Origin of the sequence: Rubrobacter tropicus, from assembly GCF_011492945.1 — a bacterium.
Classification (GTDB): Bacteria; Actinomycetota; Rubrobacteria; order Rubrobacterales; family Rubrobacteraceae; genus Rubrobacter_D; species Rubrobacter_D tropicus.
In genome coordinates this window covers 2,660,966-2,681,210 of record NZ_CP045119.1, presented here as the reverse complement: position 1 = coordinate 2,681,210, position 20,245 = coordinate 2,660,966, and the positions used below count along the sequence as shown (strand labels likewise).

Below are 20,245 nucleotides of genomic sequence, written 5' to 3'. Positions count from 1 at the left end.
GGAGGCGCGGGTCTCCCCACGTTCCTGAACCGGCGGATCTCGAAGAAGGGGAGCGCAAGTGAGTAGCGCGGTAAAGACAACGGGCAAGCTCAGCAGGCAACGCAGGGGCGACATCGGGTGGGGGTATTTCTTTATCCTGCCGCAGCTTTTCGGGGTGCTCGTGTTCGTGCTCTACCCGCTGGGCTACGTGCTGGTGCTCAGCCTGCTCGAGTGGGACGGCCTCGGGGACAGGACGTTCGTGGGCCTCTCCAACTACGCCACCGAGCTCACGAACCCGGACTTTTTGAACGCCCTGTCAAACACCGTCTACTACACGGCCATGACGGTGCCGACGACCGTCATCCTCTCCCTGATGGCCGCGCTGGCGCTCAACAAGCTGCGGTTCAAGAACTTCTTCCGCGTGCTCTACTTCGCGCCCGTCGTCACCAGCGCCGTCTCCGCCGGCGTCGTGTGGCTGTGGGTGTACAACCCGGACTTCGGCCTCATCAACACCTACCTGCAGGTGTGGTTCGGCGTGACGGGCCCGCAGTGGATGCTCGACCCCAACTACGTCATGCCGTCCATAGCGATCATGAGCGTCTGGCTCGGCATGGGGTTCAACATAGTCATCTTCTTGGCCGGGTTGCAGGGCATCCCCGCCGTCTTCTACGAGGCGGCCAAGATAGACGGGGCGAACCGGTGGCAGATCTTCTGGAGCATCACGCTGCCGCTCCTCTCCCCGACCACGTTCTTTATCTTCGTCATCGCCATCATCAACTCTTTCCAGGTCTTCGACCAGGTCTTCATCATGACGTTCGACGGGGGGCCTGCCAACTCCGCCGTCACGATGGTCACCTACCTGCGCGACCTCGCCTTCGTGGACTTCGTCTACGGCAGGAGCTCAGCGGTCGCCGTGATCCTGTTCGCCCTGATCCTGATGTTCACCCTTCTGCAATTCAGGATCCAACGCCGCTGGGTCCACTACGACTGAGTCCGAGACGAGAGAGGAGGTAGACCGTGGCAAGCGTGACGACACCGGAAAACCTGGCAGAAGAGCGGAACTCACCGCCAGCGAGCGCCTCCGGCCCCGTGGAGACTGGGCGGGGCGCCCGCCTCGTCGGGACGGCGCTGCTGTACCTCGCCGTGACGTTGGGCTCGATCATAATGATCCTGCCCTTCGCGTGGATGCTCCTTGGCTCGGTCAAGGACCTCGGCCAGCTCTACCAGATACCGCCGAACTGGATCCCCAACCCGTTCGTGTTCCAGAACTACGTCAACGCCTGGAACTCCGTGCCGTTCTCCACCGGCTACATGAACAGCGCCATCGTGACCGTCACCGTGGTGCTGGCGAACCTGCTCACGTGCTCGATGGCCGCCTACGCGTTCGCCCGCATAGAGTTCCCTTTCCGCAAGACGCTCTTCATGCTCTTCCTGGCCACGCTTATGGTCCCAGAGCAGGTGACGATCATCCCGCTCTACATAATCATGCGCAACCTCGGCCTGATAGACACGCTCTTCTCGCTCATCATCCCCTACGCCCTGTTCAACGCCTTCGGCGTCTTCCTGCTGCGGCAGTTCATAAAAGGCCTACCGATAGACCTCGAGGAGGCGGCGATCGTGGACGGGGCGAACCGCTGGACTATCTACTGGCGGATAATCATGCCGCTGATAAGGCCAGCCCTCGCCGCGTTCGGGATCTTCACGTTCCTCTTCCAGTGGAACAACTTCTTCAGGCCGCTTATCTTCCTGAACAGCGTCGAGAACTACACGGTGCCGCTCGCCATCAACTTCTTCCGGGGCCAGTACACCACGGACTTCGCTCTGCTCATGGCCGGGTCGGCGATCTCGATAATCCCGGTCCTGATCGTGTACATCATCGGCCAGCGCCAGATTATCGAAGGCATAGCCACGACCGGCATGAAGCAGTAGCCCGACCTTCCCGGTGCGAGGCCCCGACGGCTACTACGACACGCACCTGGAGGAGCCGCTTGCCAGGGAGAACGTCTTCCGCGAGATGGAACCGGAGGACGTTCCCCCGCCAACGTTCGAAGGCGCGAAGGACCTCCTCCCCGCGCCTTTCTGGGAGGGCCACGACCGCTCGATAGCCTGCTACTGGAAGGCGTGGGAGCTGGCTTTCGGGAACCTCCGCCGGCCCGCGCCCGGTAGCGGTTTCGTCGCGAACTTCATAGACACGGCCTTTAACGACTGTCTCTTTATGTGGGACTCGGCGTTTATCCTGCTCTTCGCCCGCTACGGCTCCCGCGCCTTCGATTTCCAGCGCACGCTGGACAACCTGTACGCGAAGCAGCACCCCGACGGCTTTATCTGCCGGGAGATCGGGGTCGAGGACGGCCGCGACCGCTTCCAGCGCTTCGACCCGGCGGGCACGGGCCCGAACGTGATGCCCTGGACGGAGTGGGAACATTACGCGACGAGTGGTGACCGCGAACGCCTCGCCAGCGTTTTCCCCGTCCTGGTCGCCTACCACCGCTGGCTCAGGCGGTACCGCACCTGGCCCGACGGCACGTACTGGACGACGGGCCTCGGATCGGGCATGGACAACCAGCCCCGCTTCCCCGAGAGGGAGATCGAAGACGAACGAGGCTGGCCGGAGCGCATCCTCCACCACGCCCACCTCGTCTGGATCGACGCCTGCCTCCAACAGACGCTCTCCGCGGACTTGCTGGTGAAGATGGGCGGGGTACTGGGCCACGAAGAAGCAGTAGGAGACCTGCGCGACGAACGGGACCGGCTGACCCGCGCGGCGAACGACCGGCTCTGGAACGAGGAGACCGCCTTCTACCACGACGCCTTCCCCGACGGAACGCTCTCCGAGCTCAAAACCGTCGGCGGCTACTGGGCGCTCCTCGCCGGCGTGGTCCCCGAGGAGCGGCTGGAACGGTTCGTCGCCCACCTGGAGAGGAAGGACGAGTTCCGTCGCGCGCACCGGGTACCCTCCATCTCTGCGGATCACCCAGAGTACCGTCCCGACGGCGGATACTGGCTCGGCGGCGTGTGGCCGCCGACGAACTACATGGTTTTACGTGGCCTCGAACGTGTGGGCTGCCACGCCCTCACCCACGACATAGCCAGCAACCACCTGGACAACGTGGTCCGCGTCTTCGGTGAGACCGGCACCGTCTGGGAGAACTACGCGCCCGAGGACGCGGCGCCGGGCGAACCCGCGAGGCCCGACTTCGTCGGCTGGAGCGGCCTCGCGCCCGTCGCGGGCCTCCTCGAGTACGTCTTCGGGCTGCGGGCCGACGTTCCGAACTCCCGCCTGATCTGGGACGTCAGGCTCCTCGAAAGGCACGGCGTCCGGCGCTACCCGTTCGGCCCCCAAGCCTCCCTGAACCTCTCCTGCGCCCCCAGAACCTCTACCGCCGAAGAGCCCCGAATAGAAGCAGACTCGTCCATCCCCCTGGAGATCACGGTCAGGTGGCAAAACGAGAAGAAGACCCTGAAGCTCGGCGCAGCCCCCGGTAACCCCGAGCCACCTGCGTAGGAAGCTCGGTCGTCAGCGAATCGAGGGGCCTTACGCACCGGTCTACAGATATCAGAAGAACCTGATGCCCGAAACCTACACCCTCTGCTGCCTGTACTGGCGCGGGCTCACCCCGTAGTGCTGCCTGAACCGGCGGCTAAAGTAGTAGGGGGACTCGAAGCCGGTCTGCTCCGAGACGTCTTTGACGCTCCCGGCCGTGTGCTCGAGCAGCCGCGCCGCCTGACGCAGCCTGAGTGCAAGCACGGTGCCCATCACCGAGCCGCCTGTCTCCTCTTTGAAGAGGTGCGCGAGGCGCGAGGGGGAGAGCGCGACCGCCCGCGCGAGGGAGGGGACGTCGTGGCGCGAGGCCGGGTCCGCGGAGATCAAGGCCAGGACCCGCCGCACGCGCCCGTCCATCCCGCGCTCTCCGGCGCTATCCGCCTCCCGCACGGCGACGAGCAACACCTCTTCGAGACCGTTGAGCGCCAGCTCTTCCTGCAGCCCGCGTCCCGGGAGGGCGTCGGCGAGCAGCCCGAAGAACGCGCCCCTCACGCGCCCGCGGGACCGCGGGTCCTCCAGCCGCGAGAGGTACAGGCCCTCCCCGGCCGCCGGTAACCGCAGCCACTCCGACCACCCCATCCGAGGCTGGAAGTGGGCCCACACGAACTCCCAGTGATTGCCCTCCGGCACCGAGTAGTCCTGCGCGGCGCCGGGCTCCAGCAGGACCACGTCCCCCGGACCGGCGGAGAGGCTCGCCCCCGGCTGGCGGAAGAGACCCCGCCCGCCGAGCGTGTAAGTCAGCAGCCAGTTGCCCGAACCGCCGGGGCGGCGCACCCTGTAGCCAAACTCCTCCCGGAAGTGCCCGGCGACCAGCACTCCGGGCGGGGGATAGGGACCAGGGGCCGGCTCCGTGTCGGAATTCATAGCAGGATAGTACATCTTTGCAGCCGTTGGGACTATTCAACCCCGGAGGCTCCGACGCTAGCATTTCGGGCAACGAAGGCGGGAGAGAGGGATTCATGGAGACCAGGCAGCGTTCAGAGCCGGAGCAGGCCCGGAGCTTCCACGAGAACGGCTACCTCGTGTCGAGGGGTCTATTCGCGCCGGAAGAGGTGCGGGGGTTGTTGGACGACTTCATGCGGATGCACGCGGGAGGCCCGATCCCCGGCTGTTTCGAGCCGGCGAGCCCCGAAGAGGCAGACGGTGACGTGCTCAAGCTCTACCCGCGCATGATGCACCCGCACCGGGTAAACGAGACGGCGCTCCGTTACCTGCTCGACGACCGGATCGGTGAAGTGCTTACCGGGCTCTTCGGCGAGGAGCCGCTCGCGGCGCAGAGCATGATGTACTTCAAGCCCGCCGGCGCGAAGGGGCAGGCGCTCCACCAGGACAACTTCTACCTCAAGGTGGAGCCCGGCACCTGCATCGCCGCCTGGGTCGCCCTCGACCGAGCCGACGAGGAGAACGGTTGCCTCGAAGTCGTCCCGGGTACCCACGACATCGACCTCTTCTGCCCCGAGGAGGCCGATACCGGCGTCTCCTTCACCCGCGACTTCGTCCCCGTCCCGGAAGGTCTGGAAGCCGTGCCGGTCGTTATGGAACCGGGGGATGTGCTCTTCTTCAACGGGCAGCTCGTTCACGGCTCGCAGCCAAACAGGACGGAGGACCGTTTCCGCCGCTCCTTCATCTGCCACTACGTTGGGAGGTCTTCCGAGAGGATCTCGAAGTGGTACCGCCCGATCCTCACGATGGGCGGAGAAGAGGTGAAGCTCGGCGAGAGCGTCGGCGGCGGGCCTTGCGGGACGGAAGACGCAGGGGTGCACTAGGGGAGATCCTGGCCCATGATCGTCGGTGATGCCAGGGACGCGGCGCGGAGGTGGGTGGTCGAGGAAGCCGCCGGGCTTCCGGGCTTCCGCGGCGCCTTCCTCCACGGCTCGACCAACTGGCTGCCCGAGGGCGCGGTGCTGCCCGCGACCTCCGACGTGGACGTGATGGTGGTCCTCGAGGACCCCGAATCGAGTGCCAGGCCCGGGAAGTTCCGCTACCTGGGGGCGCTGCTAGAAGTGTCTTACCTTCCGGACGAGCAGTTCCGGTCGCCGGAGACGATCCTGGGGCTTCCCGAGTTGGCGGGGAGCTTCAGGACTCCGGGTATCATCTCGGACCCGTCGGGCCGGTTGGCCGAGCTCCAGAGGGCAGTGTCCGGGGAGTACGCCCAACGCCGGTGGGTAAGAAAGCGCTGCGAGGGCGTCCGGGGCAAGATATTCAGGCACCTTCGGTCGCTGGACGGGCGCGCTCCCTTCCACGACGGGGTAACCGCCTGGCTGTTCGCAACGGGCAACACGGCCAACGTGCTGCTCGCGGCCGGCCTGAAGAACCCGACCGTGCGGCGGAGGTACGAGGCGGTGCGGGAGCTCCTCGCGGAATACGGCCGCCCGGACTTCCACGAGTCACTACTGGATCTTCTGGGCTGCGCCCGAATGAGCCGGGAGCGGACAGGGCGTCACCTCGCCTCGCTCGCCGATGCGTTCGACGCGGCAAAGACGGTTGTGGAGACGCCCTTCTTTTTCGCCGCCGACATCAGCGACGTCGGACGCCCGGTCGCCATCGACGGGAGCCGGGAGCTGATCGAGCACGGCCTTCATCGGGAGGCCGTGTTCTGGATCGTCGCCACCTACGCGCGGTGCCAAAAAGTCCTCCACCACGACGCGCCACCGGAGACGAAGGAGGCGTTCGACCCCGGATTTCGGTGCCTGCTGGCCGACCTCGGGATAACCTCGTTTGGCGATCTCGAGCGGCGCGGCGAACGGGTCGAGGCGTTTCTCCCGCGGCTTTGGGAGGTGGCGGAAGCCATCATGGCCGACAATCGAAGCATAGAAGGGTAGGAGCATGCCTGCCAAAGAGCCTCGTTGCAAGGACTCGAAGGGAGTTCGCGCCGACCTCCCGCCACGCGCGCCGGCCCTTCGGTCGCGCGGAACTTCGCAGGGATGTAAGGTCGAACGCGGAGACGCCAGATTATGGAAGGTACCCCTGTGCCCAAGATAGCCCTCATCGGCGCCGGAAGCTCCGTCTTCACGCGCAACCTGTGCAGCGACATCCTTCTCGCCCCGGCTTTGCGGGGCTGCAAGATCTCCCTCATGGACATAGACGCCGGGAGGCTTCGCAGGTCCAGGGACCTCGTGCAGAACATCGTGGACAGCCGGAAGCTCGGCGCCACGGTGGAGGCGACGACCGACCGCCGGGAGGCCTTGCGCGGGGCTGACTACGTCGTGACGACGTTCCAGCAGGGCGGACTCGACGCCTACGCGCTCGACATCGAGATCCCGCAGCGCTACGGCGTGGAGCAGTGCGTGGGAGATACTCTGGGTCCTGGGGGTGTCTTCCGGTCTTTGAGGACCATCCCGGTGCTTCTGGACCTGTGCGACGAGATGGATGAGCTGGCTCCTGAAGCCCTGCTCCTCAACTACGTGAACCCGATGGCGGCGAACTGCTGGGCCGTCGACGTGGCCACGGGACGGCCCCACGTCGGGCTCTGCCACAGCGTTCAGGGGACGAGCGAGATGCTGGCCGGGTGGGCCGGGGCGCCCCATGAGGAGGTCAATTACCTTTGCGCCGGGATCAACCACCAGGCCTTCTTCCTGGACTTTCGGCGGGGCGGGGAGGATCTGTACCCGGAGATCCGTTCCGCCATCCGGCGCGAAGACGTCAGGGGGCGGGAGCCGGTGCGCGTCGAGCTTATGGAGCACTTCGGTTTCTTCGTCACGGAATCGAGCGGCCACGCCAGCGAGTACGCCCCGTACTTCCGCAAGAGCGCCCGGATGGTCGAGGAAGAGCTCGTGCCGCGCTTCAGAGACGAGGGCGACCACTGGTTCGATTTCGGCCGGACAGGCGGATACCTGCGCCACTGCCTCGACGTGCTCGAAGGGTCGCCGGACGCTCAGGAGCTTACTCCCACGAGACGAACGCACGAGTACGGGTCTTACATCATCGAGGCGATGGAGACGGACGGGCCGATCAAGATAAACGGCAACGTGCCGAATCGCGGCAAGATCCCGGCCCTTCCAAACGGGTGTTGCGTGGAGGTCCCCTGCCTCGTTGACGCGAACGGCGTACAACCCACGACGGTAGACTTCTACCCGACCCAACTCGCGGCCCTCAACCGGACCAACGTAAACGTGCAGGAGCTCGTAGTCGAGGCCGCCTTGACGGGGGACGAGGAGGCCGTACACCACGCGGTGATGCTGGACCCGCTGACCGCCGCGGTCTGCACCCTGCCCCGGATACGGACGATGGTAGAAGAGATGCTTGGAGCGGAGGAGCGATGGCTGCCGCAGTTTCGGAAGGTGGGAGCCTGGCGACGCTAGCCACGGGCTTTCCGCCGGGGTTGTCCCCGTGAGATGATTGCGGCCTGAACCGGCACGGGCACACGGAGAAGAGAGGAAACGTTTTGAAGATAGCTTTTATCGGTGCGGGGAGCGTGGTCTTCACAAAGAACCTGCTTACGGACACCTTCTCGTTCCCTGAACTTCGCGGGGCGACGGTCGCCCTCCACGACATAGCCCCCGAGCGCCTGGAGACCGCGGGCATGATGGCCCGGTGGACCTCTGACCGACTCGGGGCCGAAGCGAAGGTCGAGGAGCACGCGGATCGCAGGGCCGCCCTGGACGGGGCCGACTTCGTAATAAACGCCGTCCAGATCGGGATGCACGAGGCAACCCTCCTCGACTTCGATATCCCCCGCAAGTACGGCCTGAAGCAGACGATCGCCGACTCGATGGGCATAGGCGGCATTTTCCGGGGCCTCAGAACCATCCCGTTCTTGCTGGATCTGGCCCGTGACATGAGGGAGGTCTGCCCGGAGGCCCTGCTCCTGAACTACACGAACCCGATGGGCATCTTGATGGAGGCCCTCTACACGGCCCATCCCGAGGTCAAGAGCGTGGGGCTCTGCCACAGCGTGCAGGGCACGGCGCGCCAGATCTCCTCCTACATCGGCATCGACCACGAGGACCTCCTCTACGAGTGCGCCGGCATTAACCACATCGCCTGGATGACGCGCCTCGAAGCGGGCGGCGAGGACGCCTACCCGCGCCTCTTCGCCGCGATGGACGACCCCGACGTGTACAAGAAGGACAAGGTCCGCTTCGAGTTGATGCGCCGCTTCGGCTTCTTCGTCACGGAGTCGAGCGAGCACAACGCCGAGTACCTGCCCTACTTTCTCAAGGACGAAGATCTCGTCGAACGCTACGACATACCCGTGGACGAGTACGTCCGCCGCAGCGAGGAGAACCTGGTCTCTTACGCCGAGACCCGCCGCAAGCTGCTCGCCGGCGAGGAGTTCCCGCTGGAGCGCAGCGTCGAGTACGGCTCTCTCATAATCCACTCGATGACCACCGGCCAGGCCCGCGCCATCTACGGCAACGTGAAGAACACGGGCCTCATAACGAACCTCCCCGAAGGCCGCTGCGTCGAGGTCCCCGTCCTGGTCGACGACACGGGCCTGCGCCCCTGCCACGTCGGCGACCTCCCGCCCCAGTGCGCCGCGACCTGCGCCCCGCACACCGCCGTCCAGAACCTGACGGTGAGGGCCGCGCTCGAAGGCCGCCGCGACCACGTCCACCACGCCGCCATGTTGGACCGCCACGCCCCGAGCGTGCTCTCCCTGGACGAGATAGCCGCGATGGTGGACGAGCTGATAGACGCCCACGGCGACACGCTTCCGGAAGGCATCCGAACCGCGGAGGTCGGCCGCCGCAGCGCCTGATGGATTTGCACGGGTCGTACTGGTAAGAGAGACGAACGGGGGTAACGACCGTGGTGAACGCGAGACTCTCGGGCCTGGCGTCACAGGGCGTCGAGCTCGACCTTTCGCCGGCGAGCTTCGGCCCGCTCCGGGATTCGACGGACGTTCGCGGCGACGCCGAAGCCCTGCGGGGGCGCATGGCCCTGGACGGCTACCTCTACCTGCCCGGCCTCTTGGACCGGGCCCTGGTCCTCGAGGCGCGAAAGAGCGTAACCGACAGGCTCGCAAAGGAGGGCCTGACCGACCCGGACCGTCCCCCCGGCGACGCCGTGGCCCGGCCCGATTCGGGGCTCAGGTTCAAGCCCGACCTCGCCCACGACAACGAACCACTGCACCGCCTACTCTACTCCGGCCGCATGATGGAGTTCTTCGGACGTTTCCTCGGCGGGCCCGTGCGACACTACGACTTTACCTGGATGCGGGCCGTAGCCCCGGGCCTCGGGACGCACCCGCACGGGGACGTGGTGTTCATGGGACGCGGCACCCATGACCTCTACACGGCCTGGACCCCGCTCGGCGACGTGGACTACGTTCTCGGCGGCCTCATGGTCCTCGAAGGCTCCCACCGCCTCCAAAGCCTCCGCGAAGGCTACCTCACGCGCGACGTCGATACCTACTGCCAGAACGTCGAGGGCGAGGAGGAGCACGCAAGACACAACTCGAACCTCTACGGGTGGCGGTGGGACGGCAGGATCTCCTCCGACCCGGCCGACCTGCGTGAGCGACTCGGGGGACGCTGGCTCACGGCCGAGTACCGCGCCGGCGACCTCCTCGTCTTCAGCGCCTACACCATCCACGCCAGCCTCGACAACCGCTCCGACCGCATCCGGCTCTCCTCCGACTCCCGCTACCAACTCGCCTCCGAGCCTATAGACGAGCGCTGGATCGGCGAAGCCCCGGTAGGCCACGGACCCGCCGGCAAACGCGGACGGATATGTTGATTAGCTTGTCAGCCAGTCAGCCTAAACGAGAAGCTGACAGGCTGAGAGCGAGGCCCGCGGAGCGGGCTGAAGCGCGCTGAGAGCGGAGGCGTAGCGTGCGCGCCGCCTTCGGCGGCGCCCGCTTGACACGCGGAAAAATTGGTACGACAATGCTTGGTAGGGAACGGTTTGTGAGGATCGGTGTTTGAGGGGAGAGGAAACGGGGTGGGGCGTTCTGTCCGCGGGCCTGTGGCGGCGTACCGGTTACGCCTGTTCGGGGTTCGTGTTCGTTAGTCGTTCGGCGCGTTTCCGACGGGAATCCGGGCACCGGGTTTCGGAAGGAGTTGGAGTGAACGGAGAGCTTCGGCGCAGGGGTCTGACGCGGGGGGATTTCTTGAGGCTGGGCGGGGGCGCCGTGATGGGTGCTTCCGTGCTTGGGGGGCTTGCCGGGTGCGGCGGCGGTTCGTCTGGTGGGAAGACGGAGCTGACGTTGTGGGCTTGGCTGCCGGACTTTCAGGAGCAGGTAGACATGTTCGAGAAGGCCCACCCGAACATAAAGGTCAAGCTGGTCAACGCCGGGCAGGGCGCCGACGAGTACCAGAAATTAAGGACGGCGTTGAAGGCCGGTTCCGGCGCCCCCGACGTGGTCCACATGGAGTTCCAGTTCGTGCCGACGTTTCGGCAGATCGAGGGCCTCGCCGACATCTCCGAGTACGGGGCAAACGACCTCAAGGGGGACTACGCCGAGTGGACGTGGGAGCAAGTATCGGATGGCGACGCCGTCTTCGCGATGCCGTGGGACAGCGGGCCGATGGGGCTCCTCTACCGCAAGGACGTCTTCGACGAGTTCGGGCTCCGGGTGCCGGAGACCTGGGAGCAGTTCGCGCAGCAGGCCGAGAAGCTCAAGCAGGCAAGCCCCGAAACCTTCCTCGCGGACTTCACGCCTGAGGATGGGGGTTGGATCACGGGCCTCATGTGGCAGGCCGGCGCGCGTCCGTTCAGCGTAGATGGCACCACGGTGTCGATAGACCTCGACAGTCCCGAGTTCCGGCGGCTCTCTGAGTTCTGGGGCGACCTGGTGGAGCGGGACCTGATCGCGACGAAGCCGGGCTTCACGAACGACTGGTACAGGTCCTTCGCGAAGGGCACCTACGCGACCTGGCCCACCGCGGCCTGGGGCCCGGTCTTCCTGGAAGGCGTGGCCGGGGAATCCAAGGGCAAGTGGCGGGCCGCGCCGCTCCCGCAGTGGGAGTCCGGGGCGCAGGCCTCCTCCAACTGGGGCGGCTCCACGCTGGCCGTCACCACCCAGAGCGAGTACCCGGAAGAGGCGGCCACGCTCGCCAAGTGGCTAACCAACGCCCCGGAGCCGACGAAGCTCTACACGACCAAGCAGTTCCTATTCCCGGTGCTCAACGAGCTGCTCGAGAGCCCGGACTTCAAGAACCTCAAGAACGACTTCTACGGCGGCCAGGCCGTCAACTCCGTCTTCGTCGAGGCCTCGAACAGGGTCGACACCGGATTCGAGTTCAGCCCCTTCCAGGACTACGTCTACACGCAGATGGGCGAGCAGTTCGGCGACGCGGCCGGCGGCAGCGTCGAGTTCGCGGACGTGCCGGCCAACCTCCAGGAGAAAGTCTCCGGCTTCGCCAAGCAGCAGGGCTTCAAAGTCCAATAAAAGGAGCCGGTCGGTGGTGTCCCCGAGGGCGGGAGGTAGGGGTTGACGGTCCAGACTGGGGAGGGGCGGCCCTCCCCCGAGCCGAAACGTCCAGGCGTGGCGGCGCGGGAGAGGCGCAGGCGGCAGTTGATCATCCCCTACCTCTTCCTCTTGCCGTTCCTGGTGCTGTTCTTGTTGTTCCTCGTCTTGCCGCTCGGGTACGCGCTTGGGATCAGCGTCTTCGCGGACAGGCTCGTCGGGGGGACCGTGTTCGTGGGCGCCGAGAACTACGTCAGGGCTTTCACCGACCCGGCTTTTCTGGGGGGCGTGAGGCGGCTTCTGGTATACGGGGTCTTCCAGGTGCCGATCATGCTCGGGTTCGCCCTCGTCCTGGCGCTCGTGCTGGACAGCGGCGTGACTTGGTTTCGGACGCTCTTCCGGCTAGGGTTTTTTCTTCCGTACGCGGTGCCTAGCGTGGTGGCCGCGCTCATCTGGGGGTATCTGTACGGGCAGGACTTCGGGCCGTTCGCCCAGCTAGCGGGTTATCTGGGTCTTCCCGCGCCGGACTTTCTCTCGGAGAACTGGATCTTGCCTTCCATAGCCAACATCGTGACCTGGGAGTTCACGGGGTACAACATGATCATCCTCTACGCCGCGCTCCAGGCGGTGCCGGGGGAGCTCAGGGACGCCGGGGCCGTGGACGGGGCCAAAGGGTGGCAGATCGCGCTGTACATCAAGATCCCCCTGATCCTGCCCGCCCTTTTCCTGACGGTGGTCTTCTCGATCATCGGCACGTTGCAGCTCTTTAACGAGCCCCAGCTCTTGCAGCCGCTGGCGCCCGGCGCCATCGGGCAGGCCTTCTCCCCGAACCTCTACGCCTACTCGCTCGCGTTCACCAACCAGCAGTACGAGTACTCAGCGGCTATCTCGTTCGCCCTCGGAGCCGTCGTTGTCGTCTGCTCTTACGTCTTCATGCTCGTGACCAACAGGGGGGAGGCGCGCGGCTGATGGCCCCGACCACGAACAAGGGGGGCGGGCCCGGGGCCGGGCTCTCCACCCGCGTCATCACGACCGCCCTGCTCGGCGTCTTCCTGGTCTACTCGCTGCTCCCGCTCTTCTACCTAGTGGTCTCGGCCACGAAGGACAACGACGAGCTGTTCACGTCCTTCGGCCTCTGGTTCTCCTCCTTCGACCTGCCGGCCAACCTGCGCGAGACCTTCACCCGCGACGACGGCGTCTACTTGAACTGGCTCTGGAACACCGCCTACTACTCCGTTACCAGCGCGGTCGGGGCGGCCTTCATCTCGACCATAGCGGGCTACGCCTTCGCCAAGTACCGGTTTCCGGGGCGCATACCGCTCTTCGCCGTCATCCTGGGCTCCATCATGATCCCGCAGACAGCGCTCGTGATACCCACCTACTTGCTGCTGAGCAAGATCGGGCTCATCGACACCCCGCTCGCCGTGATCCTGCCCTCCCTCGTCTCGCCTTTCGGCGTCTACCTGATGCGGGTCTACGCGGAACAGTCCGTTCCCGACGACCTCCTGAACGCGGCCAGGGTAGACGGCGCCGGAGAACTTCGCATCTTCTGGAGCGTCGCCCTTCGCGTGCTCATGCCCGGCTTCGTGACGGTGCTGCTTCTCTCCTTCGTGGCGACGTGGAACAACTACTTCCTGCCCCTGGTCGTCCTGAGCACGCCGGAGCTGTACCCGCTAACCGTCGGCCTCGCCTCGTGGAACTCCATAGCGAGCGCCGGCGGCGGCGCCCAACCGCTCTTCCCGCTCGTCATCACGGGGGCGCTGGTCTCCATCCTGCCCATCGTCGTCTCCTTCCTGTTTTTGCAACGGTTCTGGCAGGGCGGCCTCACCTTCGGCGCCCTGAAGGACTGAGGACGGGGACCACCTGCACGCCGAACACAGAGGAGGCACGCCCTTGATCTCCCCGAAAGTCCCGCACGTCATCTACGGCGGCGACTACAACCCCGAGCAGTGGCCGGAAGAAGTCTGGCGCGAAGACGTCCGCCTGATGCGCGAGGCGAACGTCAACCTGGTCTCCGTCGGCATCTTCTCCTGGGCGAAGTTGGAGCCGCGCCCCGGCGAGCACGACTTCGGCTGGCTGGACCGGATCCTCGACCTGTTGCACGACAACGGCATCATGGCGAACCTCGCGACGGCGACCGCCTCCCCGCCGCCCTGGCTCAGCGTACTCCACCCCGAGAGCCTGCCCGTCACGGAGGACGGGACGATCCTCTATCCCGGCGCCCGCCAGCACTACTGCCCGAGCAGCGCCGCCTACAAAGAGCGTGCCGCGGACCTGGTCGGGCGCATGGCCGGGCGCTACGGGGACCACCCGGCGCTAGCGATGTGGCACGTCAACAACGAGTACGGTTGCCACGTTGCCGAGTGCTACTGTGACGCCTCCGCCGTTCACTTCCGCGGCTGGCTGCGGGACCGCTACGGCGACCTCGAAACGCTCAACGAGGCGTGGGGGACGGCGTTCTGGAGCCAGGGCTACGGCGACTGGGGCGAGATACTGCCCCCGCGGAGCGCCCCTACCTTCGCCAACCCTACCCAGCAGTTGGACTTCCGCCGCTTCTCCTCCGACGCCCTGCTGGAGCTGTACGAGATGGAGAAAGGGATACTCAGGGGAGCAACGCCCGACGTTCCCATCACCACGAACTTCATGGGTTTCTTCAAGCCCGTCGACTACTGGAAGTGGGCCGCGCGCGAGGACGTGGTCTCCGACGACTCCTACCCCGACCCCGCCGACCCCGAGGCCCACGTTCGGGCGGCCGCGAGCCGCGACCTGATGAGGTCTCTCGGCGGGGGAGATCCCTGGGTCCTCATGGAACAGACCACGGTCAGGGTGAACTGGCGCCGGCGCAACGCCCCCAAGAGGCCGGGCCAGATGCGCCTGTGGAGCCTGCAGTCCGTGGCCCGCGGCGCCGAGGGGATCATGTTCTTCCAGTGGCGCCAGTCTAAGGCCGGGGCCGAGAAGTTCCACAGCGCCATGGTCCCGCACGTCGAGCCCAAAGAATCGCGCAGTTGGCACGAGGTGAAGAGGCTTGGCGAGGACCTCACGAAGCTCGACTCGTTGCTCGGGGCGAGGGGCGAAGCCAGGGTCGCCATCCTGCTCGACTGGAACAACTGGTGGGCGCTGGAGCTCGACTCGAAACCGTCGATGGACGTGCGGATGGTCGCGGGATCCCACTCACCGGACAGACCTCCGTATGACGCGATCTACTCGTTCTACAAGCCCCTCTTCGAGGCGAACGTGCCCGTGGACTTCGCCCATCCCGAAGCCGACCTCTCGTCCTACGGGCTCGTCATCGCCCCGAACCTGTACCTGGTAACGGACGAGGCGGCCGAGAACATCAAAGGCTTCGTGCGGGAGGGCGGCACGCTGCTCATGAACTTCTTCTCCGGCATCTCCGACGAAAACGACCACGTCAGGCTGGGCGGCTACCCGGCGCCGTTCAGGGAGCTTCTTGGCCTGCGCGTCGAGGACTTCGTACCGATGTCAGAGGGGGAGGAGAACAGGATCGTCGCCGGGGACGGGGCCGGTTACCCCTGCGACACCTGGGCCGACCTGATCCACCCCGAAGGGGCGGAGACCCTGGCCCGATTCGCCAGCGGTTTTTACGCGGACTGCACTGCCGTGACGCGCAACGCCTTCGGGAACGGCCTTGCCTACTATCTCGGAGCTCGCCCCTCCGGTGACTACACGGACCAACTCTTGAGGCGGCTCTGCCGGGAGGCCGGTATAGAGGTCAACGCCGACGCCCCGCCTGGCGTCGAGGTCGTGCGCCGGTGGACCGGGGACGCCTCGTTCCTGTTCGTCTTGAACCACAACGAGGAAGCCGTCGAGGTCGGGCTGAGAGGTCCGGCCAAGGATCTCCTCACCGGCTCCGAACACGAGCGCTCGCTCCCCCTAGAACCCTTCGGCGCGGCGGTGCTGCTGGAGGGTTGACGGCGCCGGTCCGGCCACCGGGCCACGGTCCGTATCGCCCGTCAGGGGCGAGGTGGGGCCGAGGACTCGCGCACGATCAGGGAGGTCGCGAGCTCGACGCGGGCGCTTTCGAGCTTCTCCCCGGCTATGACCCTGAGCAGCATCCTGGTCGCGAGCGCGCCCATCTCGCGCACGGGCTGGCGGACGGTGGTCAGGGCTGGCGTCAGGAGGCGGGCGAAGGGCAGGTCGTCGAACCCGACGACGCTCACGTCGTCCGGGGCGCGCAGGCCCGCCTCGTACAGCGCCCGGTAGACGCCCATCGCCTGCAGGTCGTTGCCGGTGAAGATGGCGGTCGGCGGATCAGGCAAACGGAGCAACTCGCGCGTCGCCCCATGACCGGTCTCGGCCACGAACCCGCCAGGCTTTTCGAGGAGCGGTTCGGGCTGGATGCCGGCCTCCTGCAAGGCCGTGCGGTATCCGGCGGCCCTCTCCCGCGTGGACTTGAAGGCCGGGCCTGAGATCATGGCGATGCGCCGGTGCCCGAGGGAGAGCAGGTGCTCCGTCGCCGCGAAGCCGCCGGCGAAATTCGTAGCCCCCACGGAAGGCACGTCCGGCGGGCTCTCCCCCCGGTCGTCCACGAGCGCAACGGGGACGCCGTGGCGCCGCAACTCCCCCAGGTGGGCGAAGTGCTCGTCGGGGAGGACCAGGATCGCGCCGTCCGTCCCGTGCTCGACCACCCGCGCCAACCAGCGCCGGTGACGCCTCGCCTCGTCGTGCGTCGCCGTCAGGACCATCGAGAGCCCGGCCCGCTCCAACGTCTCCTCGACGCCGCGGATGATCTCCGAGAAGTACGCGTTGTCTATCTCCTTGACGACCAGGTTGACCGAACCAGCCCGCCCCGCGCTCAACGCCCGCGCGGCGCTGTGCCTGACGTACCCGCGCTCGGCGATCACGCGCTCCACCCGCTCCCGCGTCGCCGCGGCCACCCCGGGCTGCCCGTTCATCACCTTCGAGACCGTCGGCTTGGAGACGCCCGCGAGCGCCGCGATCTCGGCCATCCTCGTCTTGCCGTTGGCCGTACGCCGTCCCGACATGCCAGCCTTTCAAAACCGGTTTCGCAACTATTGCCATAATGATACGACGACTGCCTCCTGTCAACAGGGGTACCCGCTTGACGGATTGTTCCGAAATGTGCTACCGTGCCAGAGGGATGAGGAAACCGGTTTCGGCGGGTGGGCCGGGGCTGTAGGGAAATCGAGGAGGAGAGCGTATGGCGAGAGGTCTGTCGCGGCGCGACTTTTTGCGCGCCGGAGGGGGTGCCTTGCTTGGCGCTTCCGCGTTGGGGATCGCCGGGTGCGGTGGTGGGGGGCAGGGTGGTTCGGGGGAAACACTCTCGAGTTCTGGGCTTTCGATGAGGGGCGGGCCAACCTGGCGCGGGCTGCGATAGAGACCGACGCGTGGAAAGGGGCCCACGGGAAGATGAAGGTCAACTTCAGGATCTTCCCCTACGAGCAGATGCACGACAAGCTTCTGACCTCGCTCGTCTCCGGCAAGGGGGCGCCTGATGTGGCGGACGTCGAGATCTCGCGCTTCTCCAACTTCATAAAGGGCGACGAGCTGCCCTTCATCGACCTGAGCGACAGGATCGGGGACGATATAAACGACGTCTACAAGCCGGCGGCGACCGACCCGTGGACGTGGCAGGGCAAGATCTACGGCGTCGGCAACGAGCTCAACACCTGCGTCCTCGCCTACCGCAGGGACCTTATGGAGGACGCCGGCATAAGCACGCCCTTCGAGACGTGGGACGACGTCGTGGCCGCGGGAGAGGAGATCTCCAACAACGACCGAAAGATGTTCGCCCTGCACGACCTCGCCTTCGGGGACCACTACATGCTCTCACAGAGCGCCGGCACCGCGTACTTCGATGATGAGGGCAACTACATCGGGGACAACGACCGGAGCGTCGAGGCCATGCAGTTCCTCCGCGACATGGTCCACGACACCGGCATCGCCGGGATCGCGCCAGCCGTCGCCAGCGACAACTGGTACCCGCCGCAGTACCGGGCGGCCTTCCGGGCCGAGAAGTTCGTGGCGCTCTTCGGGCCGCCGTGGCACCTGAGCTTCCTGCTCACGGACGTCCCCGACCAGTCCGGCGACTGGACCGTTCAGGAACTGCCGTCCGGGCTCGGGGAGGGCCTGCCCACGGCCAACTTTGGCGGCACCGGCCAGTGCGTCACCACGCAGAGCCAGAACCCCGACGCCGCCTACGACCTCGTCCGCATCGCCAACCTCACCACCGAGGGCGTCGTGGCGGACTTCAAGGCCCGCACCGCCTACCCGGCCTACAAGCCAGCCTACGAGGACCCGGCCCTGCAGAAGCCGACGGAGTACTTCGGGGGGCAGAAGCTCGGCCAGGTCTACTCGGATCTCGCGCCGGGACTGCCGCCGTTCAACCAGTCGACCGTCTGGGGGCAGGCCACGGAGGCGCTCAACAGGGAGGTCATCACCCCTGTCATGCAGGACAAGAAGGACGCCCAAACCGCGCTCACGGACCTGCGTGCGACCGTGGAGGGTATGAAGCAGGGGTGAGGCGTTTCAGGGCGGGGCCAGACCCCGCCATTTCGTCCGGGAGGAGGCGAGGGTGGAGACCCGATCCGGGGAGAACCTGGCGACGGAGCGACAGGGGGGAACGGCGCCCAAGCCCCGCAGGGGGCGGCCCGGGGGCAGGGGGGGAATGGCCCCGTACCTGTTCGTGCTGCCCTTCTTCCTGATCTACGCGGTATTCCTGATCTACCCCGTCCTCGCCGCGTTCCGCCTGAGCTTCTACGAGTCGTCCGGCTTCGGCGGCGACACGTTCGCGGGTCTCGCCAACTACACCAGGTTGTTGCGGGACCCGCGCTACCTTGAGGCGCTCAGGAACACGACGCTCTACGCGCTTGCGAGCGTCTTTATCCTGAGCCCGCTGGCGTTGCTCGTCGCGATCTCGATCCGGTCCTTCGTGGTGCCGACGGCGACCTTCAAGAGCTTCTACCGCGTCGTCTTCTTCCTGCCGTTCATCACCTCTTTCGTGGTGATCGCGCTGATGTTCAACCTGGTCTTCAACAACGAGTTCGGGTTGCTCAACAACGCGCTCTCGTCGCTCGGGCTGCCGACGCTCGACTGGCTGCGCAACGAGCGGGTGGCGCTGCCGGCGATCATCCTCGTCGGTATCTGGACTTACCTCGGGATCAACGCGCTCTACTTTCTGGCCGGGTTGCAGAACGTGCCGGTGGAGGTCATCGAGGCGGCGGCGGTGGACGGGGCCGGACGCCTGCAGACCTTCTGGAGGGTGACGTTGCCGCTGCTGCGGCCGGTCATCCTCTTCGTGGTGGTCCAGGCGACCATCTTTTCGTACCAGATCTTCGAGATACCGTTCCTGCTCACCGGCGGCGGGCCGTCGGACTCGACGCTGACGCTCGCGATCTACCTGTACGAGGTCGGTTTCAGGCAGTTCGACCGGGGCTACGCGGCGGCCATCGGGTACTCGATGGCGATCATCGCGATAGTCCTGGCCGCGGTCCAGCTCCTCGCGGCCCGCAGGTTCGACAGGTAAGGGGGAGGGGAGATGGTCGGCAACAGGGCGCAGACGCGGATCTTGCAGGTGGCGGTGAACGGGGTGCTGCTCTTCGCGGTCTTCCTATTGATCATGCCCTACCTGTACATGATAAGCGCCTCCTTCAAGGAGGGGAACGAGATCTTCTCGATCCCGATCGAGGTCCTGCCCCAGGGGCTTCACCTCGGGAACTACCGGATCCTTTTTGAGGAGACGAACTTCCCGCGCTGGTTCCTGAACAGCGTCTTCGTCGGCCTCTCGCGCATGGCTATCGCCGTGATCGTCTCCGTAATGGCCGGCTACGCCTTCGCCAAGTTCGAGTTCCGGTTCAAGAACCTCCTGTTCGTCTTCGTGCTCGCGACGCTTACCCTCCCGATCTACGTCCTCATAGTCCCGCTCTACGACATGATGGTCACGCTCGGCTGGACGGACCGGTACGTCGCCCTGATCCTGCCGTTCGCGGCCCAGGCTATCGGCGTATTCCTGGCGCGGCAGTACCTCCTCTCGATCCCGGACGAGATCCTGGACGCAGCCCGCGTCGATGGGGCGACTGAGTGGGGCGTCTTCTGGCGCGTGGTCCTGCCCCTCTCCACGCCCGTCATGGCCGTGCTGGGCATCCTCTTCTTCACGACCGCCTGGAACGACTTTATCTGGCCGCTGGTCGTGATGACCGAGGACAACAAGTTCCCGGTCGCCCTGGGGCTTCCGACCCTGCTCGGCCCCTACAGCCAGGAGTACGGCGCGGTCATGGCCGGGGCTTTCCTGAGCACGCTCCCGATCATCATCGTCTTCCTTATCGCCCAACGCCGGTTCATCGAAGCCCTCACCGCCGGGGCCGTGAAGGGTTAGTATCTTGATCGACGGC

17 protein-coding genes are annotated in these 20,245 nt (G+C 66.0%); 15 read left to right on the top strand and 2 right to left on the bottom strand.

Annotated features, from left to right (window positions below; genetic code table 11):
- Positions 1-58: 58 nt before the first annotated feature.
- The 3 genes from GBA63_RS13390 to GBA63_RS13380 all read left to right on the top strand — a co-directional run bounded on the left by GBA63_RS13390 (position 59) and on the right by GBA63_RS13380 (position 3,484).
- A complete protein-coding gene (locus tag GBA63_RS13390) occupies positions 59-970 on the top strand; it encodes a carbohydrate ABC transporter permease (RefSeq protein WP_207956780.1) in 912 nt (303 codons plus the stop codon).
- 98 nt (positions 971-1,068) lie between these two features.
- Complete coding sequence (locus GBA63_RS13385) at positions 1,069-1,908, top strand: carbohydrate ABC transporter permease (protein ID WP_407690847.1); 840 nt, start codon at positions 1,069-1,071, stop codon at positions 1,906-1,908.
- A gap of 13 nt (positions 1,909-1,921) precedes the next feature.
- Positions 1,922-3,484 carry an MGH1-like glycoside hydrolase domain-containing protein gene (locus GBA63_RS13380; protein WP_166176816.1) on the top strand — a complete coding sequence of 521 codons (1,563 nt, stop codon included), beginning with the start codon at positions 1,922-1,924 and terminating at the stop codon, positions 3,482-3,484.
- 75 nt (positions 3,485-3,559) lie between these two features.
- On the opposite strand, the gene GBA63_RS13375 is transcribed toward GBA63_RS13380, so the two are convergent.
- Positions 3,560-4,387: a helix-turn-helix domain-containing protein gene (locus tag GBA63_RS13375; RefSeq protein ID WP_166176814.1), complete on the bottom strand. Its 828-nt coding sequence runs from the start codon at positions 4,385-4,387 to the stop codon at positions 3,560-3,562.
- Positions 4,388-4,482: 95 nt separating this feature from the next.
- Here GBA63_RS13375 and GBA63_RS13370 point away from each other — a divergent pair, with 95 nt between their 5' ends.
- The 9 genes from GBA63_RS13370 to GBA63_RS13330 all read left to right on the top strand — a co-directional run bounded on the left by GBA63_RS13370 (position 4,483) and on the right by GBA63_RS13330 (position 15,806).
- Positions 4,483-5,289: a phytanoyl-CoA dioxygenase family protein gene (locus GBA63_RS13370; RefSeq protein WP_166176812.1), complete on the top strand. Its 807-nt coding sequence runs from the start codon at positions 4,483-4,485 to the stop codon at positions 5,287-5,289.
- Positions 5,290-5,304: 15 nt separating this feature from the next.
- On the top strand, positions 5,305-6,345 hold the full coding sequence (locus GBA63_RS13365) for a hypothetical protein (RefSeq protein ID WP_166176810.1): 1,041 nt from the start codon (positions 5,305-5,307) through the stop codon (positions 6,343-6,345).
- Between the two features lie 147 nt (positions 6,346-6,492).
- On the top strand, positions 6,493-7,824 hold the full coding sequence (melA, locus tag GBA63_RS13360; protein ID WP_166180181.1) for an alpha-glucosidase/alpha-galactosidase: 1,332 nt from the start codon (positions 6,493-6,495) through the stop codon (positions 7,822-7,824).
- Between the two features lie 83 nt (positions 7,825-7,907).
- A complete protein-coding gene (gene melA, locus GBA63_RS13355; RefSeq protein ID WP_207956777.1) occupies positions 7,908-9,224 on the top strand; it encodes an alpha-glucosidase/alpha-galactosidase in 1,317 nt (438 codons plus the stop codon).
- 50 nt (positions 9,225-9,274) lie between these two features.
- On the top strand, positions 9,275-10,204 hold the full coding sequence (locus GBA63_RS13350) for a phytanoyl-CoA dioxygenase family protein (protein ID WP_207956776.1): 930 nt from the start codon (positions 9,275-9,277) through the stop codon (positions 10,202-10,204).
- 328 nt (positions 10,205-10,532) lie between these two features.
- A complete protein-coding gene (locus tag GBA63_RS13345; RefSeq protein ID WP_166176808.1) occupies positions 10,533-11,858 on the top strand; it encodes an ABC transporter substrate-binding protein in 1,326 nt (441 codons plus the stop codon).
- A gap of 42 nt (positions 11,859-11,900) precedes the next feature.
- Positions 11,901-12,845 (top strand): carbohydrate ABC transporter permease, encoded by a 945-nt coding sequence (locus GBA63_RS13340; RefSeq protein WP_207956775.1) that lies wholly within the window; start codon positions 11,901-11,903, stop codon positions 12,843-12,845.
- Positions 12,845-13,726 carry a carbohydrate ABC transporter permease gene (locus tag GBA63_RS13335; RefSeq protein ID WP_166176805.1) on the top strand — a complete coding sequence of 294 codons (882 nt, stop codon included), beginning with the start codon at positions 12,845-12,847 and terminating at the stop codon, positions 13,724-13,726. Before GBA63_RS13340 ends, GBA63_RS13335 begins: the two co-directional genes overlap by 1 nt.
- Before the next feature lie 43 nt (positions 13,727-13,769).
- Positions 13,770-15,806 (top strand): beta-galactosidase, encoded by a 2,037-nt coding sequence (locus GBA63_RS13330; RefSeq protein WP_166176803.1) that lies wholly within the window; start codon positions 13,770-13,772, stop codon positions 15,804-15,806.
- 41 nt (positions 15,807-15,847) lie between these two features.
- Here the strand turns inward: GBA63_RS13330 and GBA63_RS13325 are convergent, their stop codons facing one another.
- A complete protein-coding gene (locus GBA63_RS13325; protein ID WP_207956774.1) occupies positions 15,848-16,879 on the bottom strand; it encodes a LacI family DNA-binding transcriptional regulator in 1,032 nt (343 codons plus the stop codon).
- Between the two features lie 259 nt (positions 16,880-17,138).
- Between GBA63_RS13325 and GBA63_RS13320 the strand changes: the two genes are divergently transcribed.
- The 3 genes from GBA63_RS13320 to GBA63_RS13310 are packed head-to-tail and all read left to right on the top strand — an operon-like array spanning position 17,139 to position 20,229.
- Positions 17,139-18,377: an ABC transporter substrate-binding protein gene (locus GBA63_RS13320; RefSeq protein WP_166176801.1), complete on the top strand. Its 1,239-nt coding sequence runs from the start codon at positions 17,139-17,141 to the stop codon at positions 18,375-18,377.
- Positions 18,378-18,429: 52 nt separating this feature from the next.
- Positions 18,430-19,380: a carbohydrate ABC transporter permease gene (locus GBA63_RS13315; RefSeq protein WP_166176799.1), complete on the top strand. Its 951-nt coding sequence runs from the start codon at positions 18,430-18,432 to the stop codon at positions 19,378-19,380.
- A gap of 12 nt (positions 19,381-19,392) precedes the next feature.
- Positions 19,393-20,229: a carbohydrate ABC transporter permease gene (locus GBA63_RS13310; RefSeq protein ID WP_166176797.1), complete on the top strand. Its 837-nt coding sequence runs from the start codon at positions 19,393-19,395 to the stop codon at positions 20,227-20,229.
- The last annotated feature ends 16 nt before the right edge of the window (positions 20,230-20,245 follow it).

Bases quoted from the DNA above. Each gene is read 5' to 3' on its own strand.
- GBA63_RS13375 (WP_166176814.1), bottom strand. From the start codon at position 4,387: ATGAATTCCGACACGGAGCCGGCCCCTGGTCCCTATCCCCCGCCCGGA.
- GBA63_RS13370 (WP_166176812.1), top strand. From the start codon at position 4,483: ATGGAGACCAGGCAGCGTTCAGAGCCGGAGCAGGCCCGGAGCTTCCAC.
- GBA63_RS13365 (WP_166176810.1), top strand. From the start codon at position 5,305: ATGATCGTCGGTGATGCCAGGGACGCGGCGCGGAGGTGGGTGGTCGAG.
- GBA63_RS13335 (WP_166176805.1), top strand. From the start codon at position 12,845: ATGGCCCCGACCACGAACAAGGGGGGCGGGCCCGGGGCCGGGCTCTCC.
- GBA63_RS13325 (WP_207956774.1), bottom strand. From the start codon at position 16,879: ATGTCGGGACGGCGTACGGCCAACGGCAAGACGAGGATGGCCGAGATC.
- GBA63_RS13310 (WP_166176797.1), top strand. From the start codon at position 19,393: ATGGTCGGCAACAGGGCGCAGACGCGGATCTTGCAGGTGGCGGTGAAC.